Raw genomic sequence first — 18006 nt, forward strand, 5'->3', positions numbered from 1 at the left:
CCCATGAGCAACGCAACTGCCACCGATCCGGTGAAGGCCCGCACCTACGGCAACTGGCGAAAGCCGCAGACCGCCGGTCTCGGCGGGCTGGGGCAGCTCGCCACCCTCGTGATGTTCGTGGGCATCGTGTCCTCGATCATCGCGTCCATGTTCTCCGGCCTGGGGCCGGCTCTAGTCGTCGCCGGGATCTTCGGCGGCATCCTCCTGAGCGTCTCGGTCAAGGACAAGCACGGGCAGTCAGCCCTGGGAAGGACGGTGGTCCGCGTGAACTGGTGGCGCACCAAGAGCAAGGGAGCGAACATCTACCGCTCCGGACCCATCGGCCGCGCGAAGTGGGGAACGTTCCAGCTCCCCGGGCTCGCGGCGGCGTCGCAGCTCACGGAGCACGAGGACTCCCACGGCCGCCGGTTCGCGCTGATCAGCACGCCCGCCACGCGCCACTTCACGATCGTGCTCGCGACCGAGCCGGACGGCGCCGCGCTGGTGGATCAGGAGCAGATCAACAACCAGGTCGCGGAGTACGGCATCTGGCTCGCGAACCTCGGAGACGAACCGGGCATCGAGGCCGCGTCGGTCACGGTCGAGACGGCGCCCGACACGGGTACGCGCCTGCGCGGTGAGGTCGAGGGGTCGATGGACCCGGACGCCCCGCTATTTGCTCGAGCGATGCTCTCGGAGGTCGTGGAGACCTACCCGGTGGGCTCCGCAACGATCCGCGCGTACATCGCGCTCACCTTTACCGCGAATGCTCGGATTAATGGGAAGCGCCGCAACGCACAGGAAGTCGCCTCCGACCTCTCCGCCCGCATCCCCGGTTTGACGTCTTCCCTCGCCGCCACCGGGGCCGGCGCAGCCCGCCCGCTCGGCGCGCAGGAAATCTGCGAGGTCATTCGCACCGCCTACGATCCCGACGCGGCCGTGCTGATCGATCAGGCGCGCGCGGAAGGGGAGACGGCCGATCTGTCGTGGACGGATGTCGGCCCTGCCGCCGCAGAGGCGCACTGGGACTCGTACCGGCACGACGGTGCGGTGTCGACGTCGTGGACGATGACGGCGCCCCCGCGTGGCGTGGTTCAGGCGGGCATCCTCGCTCGTCTGCTGGCACCGCACCGGGATATTGCTCGCAAGCGCGTCACACTGCTCTACCGCCCCATCGACCCCGCCCGCGCCGCGGCGCTGGTGGAAGCGGACCTCAACGCGGCGCAGTTCAACTCCTCCGCGTCCACCAAGCCCACGGCGCGCTCCACCCTCTCGACGCGCTCTGCGCAGGCCACGGCCGCGGAAGAAGCCGCCGGAGCCGGACTGATGAACTTCGGCCTCATCGTCACGGCCACGACCATGCAGCGCACACAGGAGCCGGAGGCTCGCGCGGCAGTCGACTCGCTGACCTCGGCCGCCCGGCTGCGGATGCGGCCGGCGTTCGGGTCGCAGGACTCCGCGTTCGCCGCGGCGCTGCCGCTGGGGCTCGTTCTGCCGCGGCATCTGCGCATCCCGAACGAGGTCCGGGAAGCCCTGTGACGATCGCCACCGCATCCGGGACGGCACTGGACGAGTGTCCGGTGCCGTCCCCGGTTAAGCCCCTTTTTCCCGCCTCGATCACTGCCGGAGGTTCCCAGTGAGCATCACCACCAAGCTCTTCTCCCGCCACCGCGACGAGCCCGACCCCGTCGACGTCCCCGCTGCTGTCGACGGGGACGAGCTGCCCACCGGCGCCGTTGACGTCGACCAGGACGCGGAGGCTGTGGACGTCGACGCGATCGACACGGCCGTGCCCACGGGCGCGGTCGGTGCCCCGTCGACGGCGCAGGCCGCGGCGGCGTCGACGGACAGCCGCGCCGGGTCTCGCCGCGCGCGACGGGTGCAGGAAGAGGCCGCGGCCGCACGTGCGGCCGCGTCACCGCTGGCGCGCGAGAAGCCCTCGAAGCGGTCGCGGAAGAAGCGGGCGATTCCGCACCAGGGCGGGAAGCAGAAGATCGAGAAGGAGCCGACGCCTAAGCGCCCGCTGCGGCCGACGTCGACGGGATGGCTCGGCCGCGGGGGAGGGCAGGCCGTGTCGGTCCAGCCCGCCGATGAGTTCCGCGCGACCACCGTGCAGGTGTGCGGGCTGTACCCGTTCTCGGTCGGCACCGGAACACCCATGATCGGCGTCCCGCTCGGGAAGAACCTCGCCACCGGCGCGTCGGTGCTGTGTGACCCGATTTCGTGGTTTCAGCGGGCGCAGCTCATCTCCAACCCCTCGATGTTCGTCCTCGGCAAGCCGGGCCTGGGGAAATCTTCGCTGACCCGCCGCATGGCGACCGGCCTCGCCGGCTACGGGACTCTGCCGCTGGTCCTGGGGGATTTGAAGCCTGACTACGTGGACCTGATTCGCGCGATGGATGGGCAGGTCATTACCCTCGGCCGCGGCCGGGGGTATCTGAACATCCTCGATCCGGGAGAGGCGACGACGGCGGCGCAGCGTCTCCGCGAGGACGCTGACCGGGCGCTCGCGCGCGCGGCGGAGCTCGACGCCCGCGGGGAGGACTCGAAGGAGGAGCGCAAGCACGCGGTGAAGTCGCAGCGCCTCGCATCTCAGGTGCTCGCGGACGCGCACGGCCGCCGGCACACGATGATCGCAGCGCTACTGACGATCCTCCGCTCCGAGCCGCCCTCGGACCGCGAAGAAACGATCATCGACCGGGCGCTGAAGTACCTGGACGAGACGCACGAGGGCATCCCCGTCCTCGCGGACCTCCTGGCCGTGATCCAGGCGGCGCCGGAGGAGATTCGTCAGGTCGCGCTCGACCGCAACGACCTCAACCGGTACAAGGCGATCACGGAGAATCTCGAAGCCTCGCTGATCGGTCTGACGACCGGTGGCCGGCTGGGGGAGATCTTCTCCCGCCAGACCACTACCCCGATGCGGCGGGACCGGCCCGTGGTCTACGACGTGTCCTCGATCGATGACTCTGAGGGCGATCTGCAGGCCAGCATCCTCCTGGCGTGCTGGTCCGCCGGGTTCGGAACCGTCAACGTCGCGTCCGCTCTCGCAGAGGCGGGGTTGGAGCCGCGCCGGCACTACTTCGTCATCCTGGACGAGCTGTGGCGGGCGCTGCGCGCAGGCCGCGGCATGGTCGATCGCGTCGACGCGCTCACCCGCCTCAACCGTGCCCGCGGTGTCGGCCTGGCGATGATCAGCCACACCATGAGCGACCTCCTCGCCCTGGCCTCGCAGGAGGACCAGATGAAAGCCCGCGGGTTCGTGGAGCGCTCCGGCATGGTCATCTGCGGAGGCCTGCCCGGTGCGGAGATGCCGCTCCTGACCTCCGCCGTCCCTCTGTCGAACGCGGAACAGAACATGCTCACGTCCTGGCAGGACCCGCCCGCGTGGGACCCGGTATCCGGACACGAGTCGGAGCCTCCCGGCCGGGGCCGGTTCCTGATCAAGGTGGGCGGCCGGCCCGGCATCCCGATCCGGGTGCAGCTCACCGCCGCCGAGCTGGACGTCAACGACACCAACAAGCTCTGGCACACCACCTCCCGCGCGGGACGGGCGAACGAGCCTCTGGCGACCGATCCGGTGGTCGTGGAGATTCTGCCGTGAACATCCTCACTGAGTCTTTCGCGATCCCCGCGGCGATCGGGGGGACATGCATGTTCGTGGGCTCGGCCGGGAATGTGATCCTTGACGTGATCAACCTCCGCGAAGAGGTCACGAGGGAGCATCTGCTGCACGGGGCATCCGCGCTGCTGCTGGCCGCCGCGTCAGGCTGGATGGCTTTCGCCGCCTGGATGGTGATCACCGGATGACCTGTCCCTCAACGGTCGTCTACGACGGTTACCTCTGGGGCTGCTCGATGACGACGATGCGCCCGCACAGGGACCACATGACGGACCTTCCGTGCGAGTACGCCGACAACGGCCAGGCCGTCCTCACCTGGGGTACTAGCTGGCAGGCGGCACCCGCCGACACGACGCCCCGCTATGACGGGCCGATCTATGAATGCTGCGAGCCGCGCCGGTTTCTGCCTGCGCCCGTTCCGCTGGCGGAGCTGGTGACGTCGTGACCATGCCCCGCACCATCGCCGCTCTCCTGCGGGGGCCGCTCGGTCAGGTCGGCGCGATCGCCGGGCTCCTGGCCGTCGCGGTCCTCGTGGCCACCGCCGCCTCGTTCGCGTTCACCGCGGCCGTGGAGCACGCGATCCCCGCTCGCGCCCCTCTCACTACAGCACCGACCGAAGGAGTCACGCCATGAGCCCGTCGAACAATCGCAAGCGCGAGCCGGGGCGATCCGGCACCCCGTGGTGGACATACCCGGTGGCGGTGGTGTTCGTGGGAGCGATCGCTCTCTTCGTTGCCGTCCGGTACGGGTCCGAGAAGGACGGCGTGAATCCCGATATCGGGACGTTGGAGCCGCTGGGCGTCATCGTGGGCCTGTTTGACGGAACGGTGGTGTGGCCGCCCACCGCAATACTGATCTGCGCAGTGGTGGGCGCCGTGGTGGCCCTGTTCGGGACGCTGTTCCTGTGGGCACGCCTGTCGGGCCGGAAGGAGCGCCGGGCGCGAGCTGTCGCCAACCGTGCCGCTAGTCACATGGCCACGGAGGGCGACCTGGAGCACCTGCGGGTGAAGGAGGCGACCGCGAAATCTCGACGGTTGGGCGTGAAGAACAGCCCCGGCATCCCATTGGGGACGATCGCTCCGGCGAACAGGAAGCAGGTGTTCGCGTCGTTCGAGGACATGACCACCCTCATCGCGGGTCCTCGCGTGGGGAAGTCGACCAGCTTCGTCATCCCCGCGGTGATGGCAGCTCCTGGCGCGATGGTGACCACCTCGAACAAGCGCGACGTGCTCGATGCGACTCGCGACGTGCGGGCCGCGTTCGGTCAGGTGTGGGTGTTCGATCCTCAGCGCGTCGCGCGGGAGGAACCGACCTGGTGGTGGAATCCGCTCACCTACGTGACGGATGACACTCGGGCGGCGAAGCTCGCCGGCTACTTCGCGGCCGGCAGCCGCAAGGCCGGCTCGTCCGGTGGCGACAACGCGCACTTCGAGGCCAACGGGAAGCTGCTGCTGGCGAGCTTCCTGCTCGCCGCGGCCGTCTCGGGCCGGCCAATCCGGGACGTGTACACGTGGACCACGGAGCCCACCAACGAGGAGACGGTGCGCATTCTCCGCAAGGGCGGCTACCCGTTGCAGGCGGACGGGCTGCTGGGCCTGTTGCAGTCGGACCCCAAGCCGCGCAGCGGCTACTTCGTCACCGCGCAGGAGATGGCGTCGAGCTTGCAGAACACGTTCGTGTCCGACTGGATCAATCCTCGAGAAAATGAGACGCGACCGGAATTCAAGGCCGCCGATTTCGTGCGTGGCCGGAACACCCTCTACAGCCTCTCCAAGGAAGGAGCTGGCACCGCCGGCCCCCTGGTCACCGCGCTCACCGCGGCGACGCTGGAAGCGGCGACGGACCTCGCGGACGTGTCCGCGGGCGGGCGGATGCAGACTCCGTTGGTCGCGATCCTGGACGAGGCCGCGAACGTGTGCCGGTGGCCGGACCTGCCCGACCTGTACTCGCACTTCGGGTCCCGGGGCATTCCGATCATGTCGGTGTTCCAGTCCTACTCGCAGGGCGTGGCCGTGTTCGGGAAGGAAGGCATGGAGAAGCTGCGCAGCGCGTCGAACGTGTTCATCTATGCCGGCGGTGTCCGGGAGAACGACTTCTTGAAGAACCTCTCTGAGCTGGTCGGCACCTATGACCGGGAGGCGTCCACGGAGAGCTTCAACAAGGGCGTGCGGTCCACGTCGACGTCGTTGAAGCGTGAGCCAATCCTGGAAGTGGACGAGCTGGCGAACCTGCCTCGCGGCTACGCGGTCATGCTCTCTTCCGGCGCGCGCGCGGCGATGCTGCGCACGATCCCGTGGTTCAGGGGACCGAAGAAGCAAGTTGCCGCGATCAAGGCCTCTATCGCCGCGCACGACCCCTCCAAGCAGCCTGCCGTGGTCGAGGAAACCGCCCCGGCTGCGGCGGCCGGCCCCACGGCAACCGAGCCCACCGTGGAGGACACCGCAACCGCCGTGGTCGAGGACTCGACGGTCACGGCCGCGGGCGAGGACACGTCGGCCGCGGCCGACAGCGAGAACGTCGCTCCGGCAACCGCGGCGGCGGCGGGCGCTCCGGCCGCGGAGGGCGCAGCGCTGCGGGACCTTCTGCGGACGAAGGACGCGGACACGGCGAAGGACCGCGCTGATGCCCCTGCCTGACCCGTTCGATGAGGAAGACCCGTTCGCCGGAGGCGAGACGCCCTCGACCACCGAACCGGACCCGGCACCCACTGAACCGGCGCCGACCGTCGCCGCTCCGGTGCCGACGACGAGCGACGTGTCGGCACCGGCAGAGGAGCCGGGGGCGGAGCGGGTGTACGGATCGGTGGATGAGTGGCTGCGGAAGTACTGGCGGTTCTCCTACCGCCGCCGCGTGTCCGCGAAAGGTCCCGCTACCGGACGGTGGAAAGCCGAGTGGTGGAACAGTGACGAGGCCGTGCAGCGGTTGGAGACGTTGTGGCTGAGTTGGGAGGACGCACGCCGGGAACCCGGTCTGCCGTTGAGCGCCTGGTGGCTGAACCACGCTGGCCCGCACATGGCCGTGCTGCTGTCTCACGATGGGCCGTTCGCCGGGTCCACGGACGAGAACGAGCCTGGCGAAGCACTGCCGTACAGCCGGCCGCCGGATCACCTGTTCCCGCCGGACCGACAACCCGACTGACCCGGGGCAAAATGAGAGGGAGGGCAGCGCATGATGCGCTGCCCTCCCTCTCGTATGTGCAGCCGCCTATCGGGGCTGTGGACGCTGCTTCGCCGCCTACCGCCACCGGCTTACCGCTGTTCTCTCCGCACAACCGACGAGCTGGACAACTTGAACCGGAGTGAGGGTGCGCCCTACGCGTCGTCTTCTCCTGCTGGTCGCGCTCGGCGCTAGGCTCCGAGGCATGGAAGCAGCCCGTCATTTCCGAGTACTGGCCTCAGCGGTAGGAGTGGCAGTGGCGCTGTTCTTGTCTGGCTGCGCTACCGCCGAGGATCCCATTGCAAGCTCTGCTTCCGCGACCGCGAGTCCTACTCGGTCTGCGACTCTGACTCCGACACCAACACCAACGCCGACGCCGACGCATGTGCTGACCGAGTCGATGGTCGGCGGCTTTATCTATCAGTTCAAGTGCTCGGGTGCGTCGACGATCTTCAATTCGCTTGAGGAGGTTTGGGCCGCTGGGACAGAGTTTTCATACTGTGAGACTATTCGCGTGAGCGGCGTAGCGCCGTCCGAGGCACAAAAGAGCATCTTCACATATGACTTCGATAATGCGGCATACGACAAGCTTTTAAAGGATTACTACAAATACTGCACCTCTTCGACACTCGGATCGACTGATCCGGCCGCTTTGAGCAAAAGCGAGTACGCTAATCGGCTTATTGCAGTGAAACTTTGCCCCAATAATCCAGGAGCTGCTCCGTACGCGCAGATTGTTGCCGGCGAAGAGCAGGCCGAGAGAGACGCAGCCTCGGCGGCGGCTGATGATGCTCGCTTGCGAGCCGAAGGAAGGCGAGTCGGAGACGGCACGTACCGGGTGGGGGAACCTGTGCTTCCAGGGACTTATGTGAGCGAGGGAAGCATTAGCAACTGCTATTGGGAGCTCCTCGACAGCGCCGGAAATATCATTGACAACAACTTCGTGTCTTCAGCGCTTCGCCTGGAAGTGGTCGTAGTAAGTGACGCCTATTCCTTCAGCTCCAATGGATGCGGCACATGGGATTTACAAGAATAGTGAACTAAAAGCAGTTCAATAGAAGTAGGGCGCCGCCATGGTGCATGTGGCGTGCTCGAACAAGCAGAATTGCCTATGGACACTCACCAAAATCGCCACGGCGAGACATGGTATCCCGTCGAGATTTGACCCCCGAATGAGGATTTGATCCAGGATGCAGATGTGCCTACAGTGCGAGGAACTCATGACTGTGAGCACTCGAAATTAGGGGATTTCCATGCACGCACGACGTAAAGCCGCTTCACTACTCGGAGTGGCCCTCTTCCTGGCGACAAGCCTGATCGCATCAGGGCCTGCGCAAGCCGAGACAAGCGCCACCACTAGCACGCTCTCGCCCGAAGTACTACATGACACGAAGATCGGTGATTCTCTGATCTTTTCCGACCCGGCCGCGACACCTGCTCAAGCGACGCCCTCATCCTCGGGGCAAACGTCACTGCGCGCTGCGTCCTTCACCATCACCTGCACGGTCGACGCGCAGAACCCGCACATCTCCGAAGGCGCCCGCAAGAAGGGCCAAATCTATGTGATCTACAAGACCAACGTGAAGTGCACCGGCACCGGCTCCTACCCCCCTACGGCCTCAGTCAGAGTGAGAAGTGGCCTGATGTGGGACAGCGCTTCCTACAACGGAGACACCAGCAACGGTGTGAACTGGCAGCAGGTAAAATCGAACGACGAACCGCGCACCGTCAAGGTGAATGGCTCCGGAAACGTCTTCTACACGCCTGCAGCCGATAAAGCCGGCTCCACCTTGACGGGCCACTATCAGGGTTCATCGACCATCGAGATCATTACCCCCACAGGTCAGAAAACTGGATCCGACATATCGTCTCCTGTTTTTTGCAAGCCGACGACTCAGACGGCAGTCTGCTCTTAGCCGATCCGCTCCATAACAACTTCCGGGGGCGGCGTCAACCAGATCAACGTGACGCCGCCCCCATCCTCATCAAAGCGAGCCGCAACCGAAAATCCGCCGTCTGACGCATTTTTCTTTGCCCACTCTAAAGCCTCTGAAGCCGATCCTCCATCGAGATTGAAGGCGCTGATGCGCCGCCCCGGATTTACAATCATAATCCGGTAACCACTTGCTGTCATTTCCGTCGAAGAATCTCTTTCATCTACTGAATAAACATTCATTTTAGATAAACTGTTTCCAATCGCTAATAGCAAGATATTTGGGCGTGCGCTTCAAGATGCCTTGCGGCATATCGGTGTTAGTAGTATCAGCCCGAATGGTAGCAACCTCATCAGCTGGGACCACGCGGGTTTCGTTCATCAGACCGGCGAAGTATTAGAAGACCTTTCCTTCTGACGTGTCGGGCTGCGTACAGCTCCTAGAGACTCTGCTCCGGTGTCTGCCGGGAGCGGTTTGCCGTGCGACTCGGAGTGGTCTGCGGGACGTTCACCTTGTGCGCTCCGGGCGTCGCGGGAACCGCTTCGGACACGGGCTTGCCCTGTGCGATCGTCGCGCGCATGCGCACGTCGATGGCCTCTTGCGGGATGCCGTGGGCTTTGAGTTCAGCGGCCATTGCGGTGCGGTGCTCGGCGCTGTCGTACGCTGCGGCGCCGTGGTTGCGCTCAGCGCTCGCGCGTCCCTGATCGGACGCGGCGGACGTCTCAGCGGCGCTCCTAGCGGCCGGCGCGGCCATAGCCGGCTCTGCGGTCGGGGTGGGGGCTTCGTCGCGGTAGAGCTGCGCCTGGGAGCGGGCATCGGTAGCCAGCTCTCGCAGCTCGTCGGGCGTGTGAGTGCTGGTGCCGCCCTGCTCGGCGGTCACGTCGTACTCGCGCGCCTGCAACTCCAACGCCGCCGCCTGATCGATGCGGAACTGATCAGGCGTCGGAGCATCGGTGACGGTGGGTGCATCGTCGGCGCGGGCGAGCGAGTTGTCTGCTCGATCATCCAGCCGGTTTGCTTCGCGCACTGCGTCAACCGCGTCCACGAACTCCACCGCAGCGGAGCCCCGCTCGCTCGTGGACAGGTTCTCCGACGCCGCCTGCTCCCGGTTCAGCTCCGCACGCGCCAGAGCCGCACGAACGTCTTCCGGGGCGGCTCCGGGACTGTTCACGTCGACGCCGTACCGCTCCTGCACTTCTCGAGCGATCGTCTCCGACGCGGCCTCGGCGCGCGGGTCGAAGTCCTTCCACTGCTGAGCCGTCTCGTGCATGCGCGCGATCTGGTCGACGTTCGCGCGGTCCCAGAACTCGGGACGCTCGACCAGTGCGAGCCGGTTCGCGGCGACGTCCCGCTCCCCCTCGAACCGGAGCTGCAACCCGCGCTGCTCTTGCTCGCTGCGCCGCTGCGCTTCGCGGGCCATTTCCTCGCGGGCGCGGGCGAACTTGTCCGCCATCTGCGCGGCGACCGCGATCGCCACCCGGAGCGCCTGCCCGGTGTCGTTCATTACCTCGTCGTGTTCCTCGGCCATGAGAGCCCCTTCCCCTACCTCTCCAACTCGTCGCGCTGCTGCGCGGGAGTGTTCGACAATCCCGGACCTGTCGTCGTGGTCGGCACGACCACCGGCCCGCTCGTGCGCGGCGGCAACGTCGTCGGCACCGGCGACCCGACACCGGAGCGGCCCGCGGCCAGCGCGGCGCGCTCCGCGGTCGCACGCTGCTCCGGCGACAACGAGGCCAACACGTTCGTGTGCTCCTGCGCCGTGTAAGCGTCACGAACCTTCGTCAACCGCTCACGCAGCGCCGCGGACAACTCCGCTGCGCGTCGCGCGTCGCCGGCGGCCTGCGCGGCACGGCGAATCGAGTTCGTCGTCGTCGCGAGCTGCCGGAACAGCAGCGCCTCCGCGGTCGCGTTCCTCCCCTTGGACACCTGCGCGAGGATCAGCGCTGTGGTGTTGCTCATCGACGGCATCGCCACCGGACGCGGCCGGCTCTCGGACGGCCGCAACTGCGCCGACCGGGCGAGCGTGCGCGCAGCATCCGCGAGCGGCCCGGGCGTCGTCTCCAACCGCTTTGACCATGCCGCGTAGGCGCCGGCCGTCTCGCGGGCGACGTGCGCCCACGCCGCGTGATCTTCCGGCGGAATCGTCTTGATGTACTCGTGCAGCCGCGTCATATCGCGTGCGTACAGGTCGAAGAACTGCGGGTTCATCTCGGCCTCTTCCCGGCCCGGATTTACCGGCCGGTACTGCCACGGGTTCTTGCTCGACGCGCGCCACTCTGCGACCGCTTCGGTCGCGGATTCCGGGCGGTCCGGCCAGCCCTTCCGAAGCTCGGGGAGCGACAGGTCACGGGCGAGCCGGAGGCCGCCGTGCCACACCGGCTGCTCACCCTTCGCGGGGCGCAGCGCCACCGAGTAACCGGTCACCACATCGTCTCGCCCGGCGGCGAAGCGGGGACGGATGAGCACACCTTCTCGCTTCATCCGGCGCACGAACTCACCCTCATCCACCGACGCTGTAGCCGCGGCCCGCACCGCCCTCTCCAACCGCTTCGCATCGACCTCGACCGCACCGCGCCGCCGCGCCGCCTCGCGCGCCGGCCGGCGCTCTTCGCGCTGCAACAACTCCGGCTGCTGCGCCGCGATCATCGGCGCCAGCTTGTGCTCGTGTTCCAGCTCACGAACCACCTTCATGGCCCGGTGGAAGTCGTTATGCGTCGACGCTTTGGTTCCGTCCTCACGCACCAGAGACACCGCCAGGTGGATGTGATCGTTGCCGTTCGAGGACACGCCGTGACGCACCGCGACCCACCGGCACGCGGCCTTCCCGCTGGCCTCCGTGAAACCCATCCGGTCCACGAAATCCTGCGCGATCTGCCCCCACTTCTCGTCGGTGAGCTGACCCTCCTCCGCCGCAAGAGACAGGGAGCAATGCCACACGTTCGCCTCCTCGCGAACCTTCACCACCTCGCCCGTCTCCGGGTCACGCTTGGACACCTGGCGCAGCACGTCGACCTCGAAATGCTTGCGCGGCTCATCGATGCTCTCAGCGATCGCCAGAGCGGTCGCGCGGTCCAACTCGTCGTACCCGTACAGCGCCATGATCGCCGCATCCCCCGCGACCAGGTGCGGCTCCGTGTGCTCGTTCGCAAACCCGCGTCCCGCGAGGTACGACATCAGCCCACTCATCTGCGCGCCACGGGTCACCTTCGCGATCACGTGCGGTTCACCACCGACAGCGCCTCGGACACCAGACCCGCCACCCGCCGGTACTCCGCCGTGACCTCCACGGCCTCCGCAACGTAGCGGCCCTCCGCGTTCGCGAACCGGGCAATCTGGTTGACGTTGTTCGACGCGTTGGCCATCTCGCGCTGCAACTTGAACAGCATCGCGACAGCCTCTTTCCGCTCCTTCGCAGTTACCACCTTCGCGTCCATCGCGGACTCGAACAACAGCCGCGCCACCGTCACATCTCGGACCTCCGCCCGGGCACGCAACTGTGCATCCTCCTCGGCCGTGACCTTCACCACGTATCGCTTCTCCCGCCGGCCCTCCGGCACGTTCGGACGGCGCTTACGCCCGAAGATCGGCCGCTTCTCCTCCGACTCGGACACGAGAACCACCATCCCTTCAAGGCCCAGCGCAGCGAACCCGCCAACCGGCGGGGACCATACGACCAGTATGCCCCGGTCCTCCACGCAGCGGAAGGGACGCGTGCGACATGGGGCACCCATGTCTATTGCTTGCTGACTCTGAAACTTCACGAACCGGACCGCGAAGCGGTAGGCCGGGTCCCGATCCGCGAAGCAGGATCGAGGACTGGCAGACGACGGCGGCGCCCGTTAATCTGACGGTATGCCTGAGAAGACGATCGATCCCGAATCCGCCGCCACATCAGCCCGAGCCCTCCTCGAGAGATCCGTCGAGGATCGTGTAGCTGCCGTGCGGACTCTCGTCGCCGCGATCAACGACGTCGATACCGCTGATGCCGCCGCCCGAGACGCACGCGACGCTCACTCGAAAGCATGGGACGCCGCCCTCGCTTCGGGATGGAGCGACAAAGACCTCCGCGCCACAGGAGCCCGCGCACCCGGCCCCGCTCGCGTCCGCAAGTCCCGACCGCGAGCGACGACACCGCGCCAGGAATCTCCCCAGACAGAGCAGCCGAACACGGGATCCTCCGGGGACTCCCACCACGAGCCGCAGGAGTGACCCTGCCCCGCCACGCCGCATCCTTTCGGGAGAGGATCGCGCCCGAAGCGCTGGTCCTCCTAGAGGAGCTGAACCTCTACTACCCACCTCGCTTCCGCGAGGGCATCCCCTTCACCGGAACTGCAAACCGTCGACGTCAAGACGCGGTGTTCGTCGACCGCATGCACGATCCGCAGCTCGACCTCCACCCGGACACCGCCGACCGCGCAGCGAACAGCAGCGCCGGGTATCGCGGCGACCGTCGACCCGCCTGGCTTATCGACGCAATAGTCGCCTCCTCCTACGACCCCGAGCGACGCGAAAGAGTGTGGGCCGACGTGCGTAACATGCGCGCCTACACCGATGACTTCGGACCGGTTCTCCGAGATGAACAACGACGACAGATCGACGCCACCTACCGCAAGCAACACCGCATCGATGATCTGGCCTGGACGCCCGTTCGACTCCTCGCCCTCAGCAGCGCCGCCGTCATCCTCACAGTCCTCGCGTGGACCGTCTTCTCTACCTTCACGATCTTTCCGCCACACCCATACGCCGTCAGAATCCTGACGCTCTTTGCAGTAGCCGTGTTCGTGATCGCAGCGCCCGTCTACTTCTACCTCGCCGGGCGACGCCGTGACTACCGCAAGTGGTACTACAGCAGTGACAGTCGCTACGAAACGTCCACCGATGACGAGGACGAGCACGACGGTTCGAGCGCCGCAGCGTGACAACGCACGTCACGTCCGGCCGTCCCTCCGACCGCTCCACTCTGGCCTTCGTGACGAGGGCGTCAAGAGCGCTCCGCGTCCCCTTCGGGGATGCCCCAGAGGGGCACTCCTGACACCCTCCTCCCTCCGGCCGACGCTCTGCTTATCGGAGGGAAGGCCTCACCCTGGGGCACCACTAGCACCCCGGCGAACGGCGCAGCGGGGAGCCGGCCTCGGTCGGCATGCCGACGCATGACGGCCGCCGTATGCGGAAGTAGTCTCTGTCGCATGAGCGCCGCGCAACCGCTGTCAACATCCACCGTCACCCTCGCGATGGACTACGGACAATTCACCATCACCAGTGGCATGCCTGACTCCGACGAACTCGCGCTCCTGGAAGATGCACTGACCACACCGCCCTCGGCCGGCGACGGCCAAACCGTGCTCGTCACATCCCCGCACCAGAACAACTTCCAGACGGCGATCGCCATCGAGCGGTGGGCCACTCGACCCCAGTCCGACACCGACGACTGGGAACAGATATCCGTCGAAACGATCACCCTCACCGCACCAACCGTGCGACTCGACAGTCCCACGATGACCGGTACAACTTTCGAGCTGGCGAAAGGAAGCTACTGGGTCGAAATCAGCGGACGCGGCTTCGTCAACTACGGCTGGCCAGGCTCCACCACACCAGGAGACATATGGCGTCTACGATTCTGGCCCAACACCGGCCCCACCGACCGCACACGCAAACTCTGGGACATGCCCGGCTTCGGTATCCCAACCTCTTCACTGCCGAAGAAATGGGCGGCCATTACGGCCGCAGCGAACGACCCGACAACCTATCCCCCGACTCCCGCGACCGCGCAGCCACTCGATACACCGCCGACCGGCGGACAGTGACGTCACGCCTGAACACTCGGTGCGTGCTCAGCCCCGAGAGCGCAGCTCCGCGGCACGTACGGCCAGCTCCTCGCGGGGCTGATGGGCAGCTCACAGATCACGGCGTGTCGCTGCTCGGGCTCGCTACGGTCAACCCATGACGACTCTTGGCCAGTACTCGCTCCTCAACCTTCTCACCCTGCAACTAGCAGCCAACCCTGCCGCGGCAGTGACTCCAGACGAAGTGCTCGGTGCGATGGAGGAGCGCCGACTCTTCTCGCTGCTGCGGGACACCGCCGAGAGGGTGGGCGCCGATCCGTCCCTCATCGCGTCGCTCGCCACTGCTGAGGAGGACGTGGCCGACTACCTCTCCTCGTGGGCGAACGTCGCTGACCTCCTGCGGAAGTACTCGGGCGACCTGACCGACGACAGCTCGCAGGGGTGGCTCGTTTTGGGGTTCGCTATCAACGACATCGTGCAAGATCGTGGCCGCGACGTCGACGCGACTTGGGACCGTTCGTAGCAGTCCTGCCGCGAGGCCTGGTGCTCGTGCCGCTCACCTTCAACCAGCGACGGAGCTAGTAGTCGTATCCCGCATGGGTGGCGATGCCCAGTCCCGGCGGCGCCGCCACCCTGCCCGCCAACCTGAGGTACACCCCAACCGGACGTCAGACGTCATGGTTGAGGCGCGTCCGAATAGGGTCGCTTTGAGGCTTGTCTGACACTTACCCTCGCGGCTCTTAGACTTCAACTGGACAAAGTAGGGGTCGGAGGGCGACGTGTCGGGTCAGCGAGTCGGGTACGTGCGGGTGAGCACACTGGATCAGAGCACCGTGCGTCAGCTCGATGGCGTGACGCTGGATCGGGTGTTCGAGGACAAGGCGTCCGGCAAGGACGTGAACCGTCCGCAGCTCGAAGAGATGATTAGGTTCGTCCGCGACGGGGACACGGTGCTTGTGCATTCGATGGACCGGCTCGCGCGGAACCTTGAAGACCTCCGCCGGCTGGTGCGGCGCCTGACAGACAAGCGGGTCCGGGTCGAGTTCGTGAAGGAGCAGCTCACCTTCACCGGCGAGGACAGCGCGATGGCGAACCTACTGTTGAACATGATGGGCGCGTTCGCGGAATTCGAACGCGAACTCATCCGGGAGCGCCAACGCGAGGGCATCGCCCTCGCCAAGCAGCGCGGCGTCTACCGAGGCCGCGCGCGCTCGCTTACCCCCGCGCAGGTCGCGGAGCTGCGCGAGCGGGCTGGTGCCGGCGTGCCGAAGACGACGCTGGCAAAGAAATATGGCATCAGCCGAGAGACGGTGTACGCCTACCTCCGCGCCTCGACATCGGCGCTGCAAGCGCCTGAAGAGTGACGGTGCGCTGACATGGTGAGCACTGTCAGAGTCGCTCGTGGCGCGGGAGGAAGCGGATGACAACACAGGTATTCCCCGGCGAGATCGGGTCGATGCCGGAATTGGGTTCGTCCGCGATCGCGACATTCCGGCCCGCAACAGAGCTTCCGGCTCCGGTGCGGTTTGTCGCCGGCTTCGATCCCTTCGTTCAGTTCCTGCAACGCCATGGCGTGGACCCAGAGAGCCTTGCTGGTGACGTGTCGGGAGTGTGGCTCTTCCTGGCCAAGCATCCGACCGTCTTGACGACGCCAGAGGTTGCCGACGCCGCAGCCCGGTTCGTCGGGAACGTGATCGCGGTGGTGCATCCCGCAGCGACCTGGCGAGTGACCAACGAGCCGGAAGTCGGGACGAACGTCCGCTCCATTCCGGTCGCGACCCTCGTGCGAACCATGGTGCAGCGTCCCGAGCAGCGGGAGCCGTTCCTCGAGATGCTGTCCACCTGGGATCAAGAAGACCTCGACGACCGCGAAATCACTGCGCTCGCTCACGATGTCGCTCCACCGCCGTTCACGGTTCCACCGGTTCCGTTCCAGCGCGCCGCCTTCCCTCCCATCGAGTTCCGCGACGACAACGGCCACGTCATTGAATACGGGCAGCGCTGGCCCGACCACCACCCACCTGACGATGCGTACTCCCGCGTCTCCCACCCAGAACGCTTCGCGCCCCTGCGCCGTGACGTCGACGCCCTGGCCGACTACCTCCACCGCTGGTACTCCGTTGACGTCCGCCACCTCGACCACGACGGGACGCATCAGATCCGGTTGCAGCCTCGTGCCGGAGCCCCGATCACCGTCACCGCAACCGACGAATCAGTCCAAGTGGAAGCAGGCGTCTTTTTCCGCGCCACCCTGCCGAACTGCTCCTGCGATGCCTGCGACGAATCAGCAGAAACCGCCGCCGACCGCCTCGAAGAGGCCGTCCTGTCCATCGCCGCGGGTGGCTTCCGCGAGACGTACCCCCTCGGAAGTCGCCGCTGGCTGCACACCCAGCTCCACGCCGTTGACGGCAGCGGCTACACCGGTAGCAGCGGCGCCCCCGACACAGACCTCACCACCGACGACCTCGAACACGCCACCACGACCCTGCGCCAACTCGACAGCGGCTGGTGGCCCGCCTGGCCCCTCCGCACCCCCAACTCGCCAGACCGAACAGGCGACGACGAAACGACGAACGAGCGAACCTGACTAGCGGCTCCAACGGCTTCGTTAGACGACCCGCCGCCTGGCTCCCCACCGGACGGGTCGCCACCACCACCCGTCCTCTGAACCCACGTCCCGCCTACGAATCGCATGGCTAGCCTGGCTGAGTGGACTTCATCGGGTTGGCACCCAAGCACTTTGACGCTGCGCTCGGTGCGGTACTGACCGCAGCCATGCAGACGCAGGGCTGGAGCGCGCAGAAGGTTGCCGTGTTCGCACGGCTGCGACCGCGCGCCGTGCGGCGCATCCTGGCCGGCAAGACCTCGGCCGGTACGGTTCAGCTGCATCGCCTCCTGCGGGTCCTGCAACTCGACTATGCCGCCACAATGCGTGCCGCCTACATCGAGGCGGAGGTCGCTCAGCTCGCTGCGGACACCGAGGCGGCCGAGCAACGCGAACGCACCCGGGACGTGCCTAGATGATGACCGGCAACGACCTCGCCGTCCTCCTCAACCCGTTCGTCATCCTCGGCGCGGTCGTCATCGTTGCGGCGATCCTCGGCGGGCCGTGGCTGCGCGACCGGTACATCTTCCGCGAACTCAACCGCGACACCGGCGTCACCCGACAACAACCCACCGCCCTTTTCACACCAGGACGGGCCGGCAATCCGCCGCTGGTGTACTTCCTGGAACTGCACTACGCCGAACGCCTCGACACAGTGCTGATGCTGCACCGCGTCGGCGCCATCGCCAGCCTCCACGACGGCTCCATGACCATGCACGACCGCGCCGGACGCCTCCTCACCCACCTGAGCGCGCTCGACGTCGCCTACTACCGCCGCCTCAACGACACAGCCCCGCAACCACCCAACCTGGAATAGACAAGCCAGCCCGGCGCTCGGCCTCCCCTGCCCGTTTCACGCCCCCTCAGCGGAATCACCACCGGACAGGTCTAACTTGACGGCCCGCCCTCGCTACGCCGCGGCGGCGC

The 18006-nt window shown here is 66.6% G+C and carries 21 protein-coding genes; 16 read left to right on the forward strand and 5 right to left on the reverse strand.

The annotated features are described in order from the left end of the window. Positions 1 to 3 precede the first annotated feature (3 nt). From C5C37_RS14435 to C5C37_RS17230, 9 genes are all read left to right on the forward strand, one after another. A complete protein-coding gene (locus C5C37_RS14435; RefSeq protein ID WP_181074617.1) occupies positions 4 to 1518 on the forward strand; it encodes an SCO6880 family protein in 1515 nt (504 codons plus the stop codon). A gap of 382 nt (positions 1519 to 1900) precedes the next feature. Then, positions 1901 to 3583 (forward strand): ATP/GTP-binding protein, encoded by a 1683-nt coding sequence (locus C5C37_RS14440; RefSeq protein WP_374953325.1) that lies wholly within the window; start codon positions 1901 to 1903, stop codon positions 3581 to 3583. Then, positions 3580 to 3789, forward strand: coding sequence for a hypothetical protein (locus C5C37_RS14445; RefSeq protein ID WP_104256225.1), 210 nt, complete (start codon positions 3580 to 3582; stop codon positions 3787 to 3789). The genes C5C37_RS14440 and C5C37_RS14445 overlap by 4 nt, the downstream gene beginning before the upstream one ends. Then, positions 3786 to 4046 (forward strand): hypothetical protein, encoded by a 261-nt coding sequence (locus tag C5C37_RS14450; protein WP_104256226.1) that lies wholly within the window; start codon positions 3786 to 3788, stop codon positions 4044 to 4046. The genes C5C37_RS14445 and C5C37_RS14450 overlap by 4 nt, the downstream gene beginning before the upstream one ends. Positions 4047 to 4048: 2 nt before the next feature. Then, positions 4049 to 4234: a hypothetical protein gene (locus C5C37_RS14455; protein WP_104256227.1), complete on the forward strand. Its 186-nt coding sequence runs from the start codon at positions 4049 to 4051 to the stop codon at positions 4232 to 4234. After that, positions 4231 to 6237, forward strand: coding sequence for a type IV secretory system conjugative DNA transfer family protein (locus C5C37_RS14460; protein WP_181074616.1), 2007 nt, complete (start codon positions 4231 to 4233; stop codon positions 6235 to 6237). The genes C5C37_RS14455 and C5C37_RS14460 overlap by 4 nt, the downstream gene beginning before the upstream one ends. Then, complete coding sequence (locus tag C5C37_RS14465) at positions 6224 to 6739, forward strand: DUF4913 domain-containing protein (protein ID WP_104256228.1); 516 nt, start codon at positions 6224 to 6226, stop codon at positions 6737 to 6739. Before C5C37_RS14460 ends, C5C37_RS14465 begins: the two co-directional genes overlap by 14 nt. 274 nt (positions 6740 to 7013) lie before the next feature. Next, positions 7014 to 7793: a hypothetical protein gene (locus tag C5C37_RS17225; RefSeq protein WP_146083199.1), complete on the forward strand. Its 780-nt coding sequence runs from the start codon at positions 7014 to 7016 to the stop codon at positions 7791 to 7793. 253 nt (positions 7794 to 8046) lie between these two features. Continuing rightward, positions 8047 to 8673, forward strand: a complete 627-nt coding sequence (locus tag C5C37_RS17230; RefSeq protein WP_146083200.1) for a hypothetical protein — start codon at positions 8047 to 8049, stop codon at positions 8671 to 8673. Here C5C37_RS17230 and C5C37_RS14470 read toward each other — a convergent pair. The 5 genes from C5C37_RS14470 to C5C37_RS17950 form a co-directional block, all read right to left on the reverse strand. Continuing rightward, positions 8670 to 8933 (reverse strand): hypothetical protein, encoded by a 264-nt coding sequence (locus C5C37_RS14470; protein ID WP_104256229.1) that lies wholly within the window; start codon positions 8931 to 8933, stop codon positions 8670 to 8672. The two genes, C5C37_RS17230 and C5C37_RS14470, sit on opposite strands and share 4 nt — an antisense overlap. A gap of 197 nt (positions 8934 to 9130) precedes the next feature. Further along, positions 9131 to 10219 (reverse strand): hypothetical protein, encoded by a 1089-nt coding sequence (locus C5C37_RS14475; RefSeq protein WP_104339149.1) that lies wholly within the window; start codon positions 10217 to 10219, stop codon positions 9131 to 9133. A 14-nt stretch (positions 10220 to 10233) separates the two neighbouring features. After that, entirely contained in the window at positions 10234 to 11907 is a 1674-nt protein-coding gene (locus C5C37_RS14480) for a relaxase/mobilization nuclease domain-containing protein (protein ID WP_104339150.1), read from the reverse strand. Beyond that, complete coding sequence (gene mobC, locus C5C37_RS14485; protein WP_104256232.1) at positions 11904 to 12314, reverse strand: plasmid mobilization relaxosome protein MobC; 411 nt, start codon at positions 12312 to 12314, stop codon at positions 11904 to 11906. The genes C5C37_RS14480 and mobC overlap by 4 nt, the downstream gene beginning before the upstream one ends. A 268-nt stretch (positions 12315 to 12582) precedes the next feature. After that, on the reverse strand, positions 12583 to 12705 hold the full coding sequence (locus C5C37_RS17950) for a hypothetical protein (RefSeq protein WP_258063701.1): 123 nt from the start codon (positions 12703 to 12705) through the stop codon (positions 12583 to 12585). Between the two features lie 191 nt (positions 12706 to 12896). Here C5C37_RS17950 and C5C37_RS14490 point away from each other — a divergent pair, with 191 nt between their 5' ends. From C5C37_RS14490 to C5C37_RS14520, 7 genes are all read left to right on the forward strand, one after another. Continuing rightward, on the forward strand, positions 12897 to 13610 hold the full coding sequence (locus tag C5C37_RS14490; RefSeq protein WP_104256233.1) for a hypothetical protein: 714 nt from the start codon (positions 12897 to 12899) through the stop codon (positions 13608 to 13610). Positions 13611 to 13877: 267 nt separating this feature from the next. Beyond that, positions 13878 to 14495: a hypothetical protein gene (locus tag C5C37_RS14495; RefSeq protein WP_181074614.1), complete on the forward strand. Its 618-nt coding sequence runs from the start codon at positions 13878 to 13880 to the stop codon at positions 14493 to 14495. Positions 14496 to 14631: 136 nt separating this feature from the next. After that, positions 14632 to 14997, forward strand: coding sequence for a hypothetical protein (locus C5C37_RS14500; protein WP_146083202.1), 366 nt, complete (start codon positions 14632 to 14634; stop codon positions 14995 to 14997). A gap of 256 nt (positions 14998 to 15253) precedes the next feature. Then, positions 15254 to 15838, forward strand: coding sequence for a recombinase family protein (locus C5C37_RS14505; RefSeq protein ID WP_104339151.1), 585 nt, complete (start codon positions 15254 to 15256; stop codon positions 15836 to 15838). 56 nt (positions 15839 to 15894) lie between these two features. Continuing rightward, entirely contained in the window at positions 15895 to 17061 is a 1167-nt protein-coding gene (locus C5C37_RS14510) for a DUF6226 family protein (protein ID WP_104339152.1), read from the forward strand. Positions 17062 to 17183: 122 nt separating this feature from the next. Further along, entirely contained in the window at positions 17184 to 17498 is a 315-nt protein-coding gene (locus C5C37_RS14515; RefSeq protein ID WP_104339153.1) for a hypothetical protein, read from the forward strand. After that, on the forward strand, positions 17495 to 17896 hold the full coding sequence (locus C5C37_RS14520; RefSeq protein ID WP_146085240.1) for a hypothetical protein: 402 nt from the start codon (positions 17495 to 17497) through the stop codon (positions 17894 to 17896). The genes C5C37_RS14515 and C5C37_RS14520 overlap by 4 nt, the downstream gene beginning before the upstream one ends. Positions 17897 to 18006 lie beyond the last annotated feature (110 nt).

Origin of the sequence: Rathayibacter sp. AY1F9, assembly GCF_002932155.1 — a bacterium.
Lineage (GTDB): Bacteria > Actinomycetota > Actinomycetes > Actinomycetales > Microbacteriaceae > Rathayibacter.